Source organism: Cryobacterium sp., from assembly GCF_025463825.1.
In the GTDB taxonomy this organism is placed as follows: domain Bacteria; phylum Actinomycetota; class Actinomycetes; order Actinomycetales; family Microbacteriaceae; genus Cryobacterium.
This window is the reverse complement of the sequence record NZ_JAODBG010000099.1, coordinates 1-4344: the sequence shown is the minus strand read 5'-3', so window position 1 is coordinate 4344 and position 4344 is coordinate 1. Positions and strand designations below refer to the sequence as shown.

Below are 4344 nucleotides of genomic sequence, written 5' to 3'. Positions count from 1 at the left end.
CTACAAAACACCAACCCAAGCCCTCACCGAGTTCACCAGCACGCTACACACCACCACAACCACCCCGGCAGCGGCCTAATAAAATGATCAGGAACAGTGTCCAGCACGAGCGGGTCACCCCAGCCGACAGCATCCTTGTAAACGCACTATTTCCTTATTTGCGTGCGATGCATCAGGCCCGCTCGTGGCCGCTAGGTGTTCTGCGGGAAGCCCAGGTTGATGCCGCCGTGGCTGGGGTCGAGCCAGCGCGCGGTGACGGCCTTCTCGCGGGTGTAGAAGTTGATGCCGGCGGGGCCGTAGGCCTTGGCGTCGCCGAAGAGGGAGTCCTTCCAGCCGCCGAACGAGTGGTACGCGACTGGCACCGGGATCGGCACGTTGATGCCGACCATGCCCACCTGCACCTCGTGCTGGAACCGGCGGGCCGCGCCGCCGTCGTTGGTGAAGATCGCGGTGCCGTTGCCGTACCGGCTGGCGTTGATGATCGCCACGCCGTCGGTGTAGCTGGCCACCCGCAGCACGCTGAGCACCGGGCCGAAGATCTCGTCCTGGTAGACGGCCGAGTCCAGGCTCACCTTGTCGAACAGGGTCGGGCCGAGCCAGAAACCGGATGCCTCACCGTTCACCTCGATGCCGCGGCCGTCGATGACCACATCCGCGCCGTCCTTCTGAGCAATGTCGACGTAGCCGGCGACCTTGTCGCGGTGCGCCTCGGTGATCAGCGGACCCATGTCGCAGCCACGCATGCCGTCGCCCACCGTGAGACCGGCGACCCGTTCGGCGATCTTGGCCACGAGCTCGTCGGCCACGGGTTCCACCGCCACGATCGCGCTGATGGCCATGCACCGCTCCCCCGCCGAGCCGAAGCCGGCGTTCACCGCGGCGTCCGCGGCCAGGTCAAGGTCCGCATCCGGCAGCACCAGCATGTGGTTCTTGGCGCCGCCGAGGGCCTGCACCCGCTTGCCGTTGGCTGCTGCCGTCTCGTAGATGTATTTGGCGATCGGGGTGGAGCCGACGAACGAGATGGCCTGCACGTCGGGGTTGACCAGCAGGGCGTCGACGGCCTCCTTGTCGCCGTGCACCACGTTGAGCACACCATCGGGCAGGCCGGCCTCGGTCATCAGGGCCGCGAGCCAGTTGGCGGCGGACGGGTCCTTCTCGCTGGGCTTGAGGACAACACAGTTGCCGGCGGCGATGGCGATGGGGAAGAACCAGAGCGGCACCATGGCGGGGAAGTTGAACGGGCTGATGATGCCGACCACGCCGAGCGGCTGCCGGAGCGTGTAGACGTCGACGCCGGTGGAGACGTTCTCGGAGAATTCGCCCTTGGCCAGGTGCGGCAGGCCGAGCGCGAACTCGACGACCTCGAGGCCGCGGGCGATCTCGCCGAGGGCGTCGGAGGTGACCTTGCCGTGTTCGTTGGTGAGGATGTCGGCGAGTTCGCCCTTGCGGGTGTTGAGCAGCTCGCGGAAGGTGAACATCACCGCCTGGCGTTTGGCGATGGAGGCGTCGCGCCAGCCGGGGTAGGCGGCCTGGGCCGAGGCGACGGCGGTGTCGACATCGGCGGCGGAGGCCAGGGACACGAGGCGCTGCACTGCGCCGGTGGCCGGGTTGTACACGGGAGCGGTGCGGGTGGAGGTGCCGGCGCCGATGGCGCCGTCGATCCAGTGGCGAAGGACGGGAAGGTCGGTCATGTCAGTCGATTCTCTTGGGGTGAGGTCCGTGGATCGAGCTTGTCGAAATTCGGTTAAGAGGTCTCGGCAAGCTCGACCAGCGATCGGGGGTGGGGGTCAGAGAAGGTCGAGGGCCAGGACCTCGTCGTAGATGGCGAGGGCTTCGGCGACCTCGGAGTCGGTGACCACGCAGGGCGGCACCACGTGGATGCGGTTGTCCTGCACGAACGGCACCAGGTTGCGGGCAAGCAGCTCGGCCTTGATCCTGCCCATCACGGCGGCCGGCACAGCCTGCCGGGTCTGTCGGTCGGCCACCAGTTCGATCGCCCAGAAGACGCCCTCACCGCGCACCTCCCCGATGATCGGGTATTTGGCCTTCAGTGCTTCCAGCCCGGGGCCGATCGCCTCGGCACCGATCCGGGCGGCGTTGGCGACGATGCCCTCGTCCTCCATGGCGTCCAGCGCGGCCACGATCGAGGCCATCGCCAACGGATGCCCGCTGTAGGTGAGCCCGCCGGGGAATACCGTGCTGTCGAAGTCCGCGGCGATCGCGTCTGAGATGATCACACCGCCGACCGGGACGTAGCCGGAGTTGACGCCCTTGGCGAAGGTGATCAGATCGGGCACCACCCCGGAGCCCTCGAACGCGAACCAGCGCCCGGTGCGGCCGAAGCCCACCATCACCTCGTCGAGGATCAGCAGGATGCCGTACCGGTCGCAGAGCTCCCGCACCCCGGCGAGGTAGCCCGGCGGCGGCATCAGCACGCCGGCGGTGCCGGGGATGGATTCGAGCAGCACGGCCGCGATCGAGGTGGCGCCCTCGCTCTGGATGACCCGCTCCAGGTGGTGCAGCGCCCGCTCGCTTTCCTGTTCGGGCGTCGTCGCCCAGAACTCGCTGTGGTAGAGGTAGGGGCCGAAGAAATGCACGTGGCCGCGGGCGAATTCGTTGGGGATGCGCCGCCAATCGCCGGTCGCGACGATGGCCGCGCCGGTGTTGCCGTGGTACGAGCGGTAGGTGGAGAGCACGGTGTCGCGCCCGGTGTGCAGGCGGGCCATCCGGATGGCGTTCTCGTTGGCATCCGCACCGCCGTTGGTGAAGAAGACCTTGTTGAAGCCGGCCGGCGCCCGGTCGACGATGCGTTTGGCGGCCTCGCCGCGGGTGAGGTTGGCGGTGGCCGGGGCGATGGTGGTGAGCAGCTGGGCCTGGTCGATGATGCCCCTGACCACGGCCGGATGCTGGTGGCCGATGTTCACGTTGACGAGCTGGCTGGAGAAGTCGAGGTAGGTACGTCCCTCGTGGTCCCAGACGCGGCAGCCGAGGCCGCCGGCGATCACGAGCGGGGTGAGGGCGCCCTGGGCCGACCAGGAGTGGAAGACGTGGTCCTTGTCGAGCCGGGCGGTGCGTTCGTTCAGGCCGAGCTCGGTGCTGGTGTCGGTGCTGGTGTCGGTCACGATGCTTCAGTTCCTTCGCGGTCTGCCCCGCACAGCGGCGGGGTGATGGGAACCGGGCGGCGGCGGCGGGCCGCCGCCCGGTCACGGTTCAACTACTCGCCACCCTCCTTCAGGGTGACCTCGATCGGAGCCCAGTCGGCACCCTTCACGTCGACGCCGTCCTCGGTGAGTTCGGCCAGGGCCTTCTGCACGTACTCGTTGGAGTACGCCGTCTCGGGCGGGTCCGTGGTGATGATGGTGCCACCGGTTTCGTTCTTCGTGTTCATGGCGATGTCGACCGTGTTGGCCCAGGCGGCTTCGTCGATCAGGCCGACGCCGTTCTCGGACGGGAAGATCAGTTTGCTGACCTCGTTGGTCATCCAGAGCTGGTGCCCGGCGGGCAGGGCCGAGCCGGCGTCGGCCACGATGGTCGCGGCGTCTTCGGGGTTCTCGCCGGCGTAGATCCAGCCCTTGATCGACGCCTTGATGAAGTCGACGGTCTGCTCCGCGTAGTCTTCGTCGTCGGCGAGCTTGTCGGCGTTGGCCCAGATGGCGTCCTGAAGCATCGCGGTGCCCTCGTCGTTCCAGTCGATGACGTTGAGGTCGTCCGGCTGGTAGAGCTCACCGGTGTCGGGATTGATGGTCTCCAGGACCTGCGCGTACTCGTTGTAGGTCATCGCCTGGGCCGCGTCGATGTCGCCGGCGAGGAAGGCGTTCATGTCGAACGCCTGCTGCACGAGGCTGATGTCGTCCACCTCGACGCCGGCTTTCTGCATGCCGGCGAAGAGCTCCCACTCGTTGCCGTAGCCCCAGCTGCCCACGTTCCTGCCGGCCAGGTCGGCCGGGCTGGTGATGTTCTTGTCCGTGAACGAGATCTGGGTGGTCGCGCTGCGTTCGAAGATCTGGGCCACGTTGGTGATGTTGGCGCCCTGTTCGATGGAGCCGAGCACCTTGGGCACCCAGGAGATGGCGTAGTCGACGTCGCCGGACGCGAGCACGTCCTGCGGCACGATGTCTGCCCCGCCCTCGGCGATGGTCACGTCGAGGCCTTCCTCTTCGTAATACCCCTGGTCGACGGCCGCGTAGTAGCCGGCGAACTGGGCCTGGGCCACCCACTGCAGCTGCAGGGTGACCGGAGTGAGGTCGCCGCTGGCGGAGTCCTCGGTCGGGTCGGCGTCGCTTCCGGCGCTGCATCCGGTCAGAACGAGTGCGCTGGCCGCGGCGACGGCGCCAACCGTGCCCA

3 protein-coding genes are annotated in these 4344 nt (G+C 67.7%); all 3 read right to left on the bottom strand.

Translation table 11 applies throughout. From position 1 onward, the window contains the following. Positions 1–191: 191 nt before the first annotated feature. Positions 192–1691: a CoA-acylating methylmalonate-semialdehyde dehydrogenase gene (locus tag JWP54_RS12180; RefSeq protein ID WP_297372423.1), complete on the bottom strand. Its 1500-nt coding sequence runs from the start codon at positions 1689–1691 to the stop codon at positions 192–194. Between the two features lie 96 nt (positions 1692–1787). Beyond that, positions 1788–3122, bottom strand: a complete 1335-nt coding sequence (locus JWP54_RS12175; RefSeq protein WP_297372420.1) for an aspartate aminotransferase family protein — start codon at positions 3120–3122, stop codon at positions 1788–1790. A gap of 92 nt (positions 3123–3214) precedes the next feature. Beyond that, on the bottom strand, positions 3215–4344 hold a 1130-nt coding region (locus JWP54_RS12170; RefSeq protein WP_367274219.1), incomplete at its 5' end, for an ABC transporter substrate-binding protein.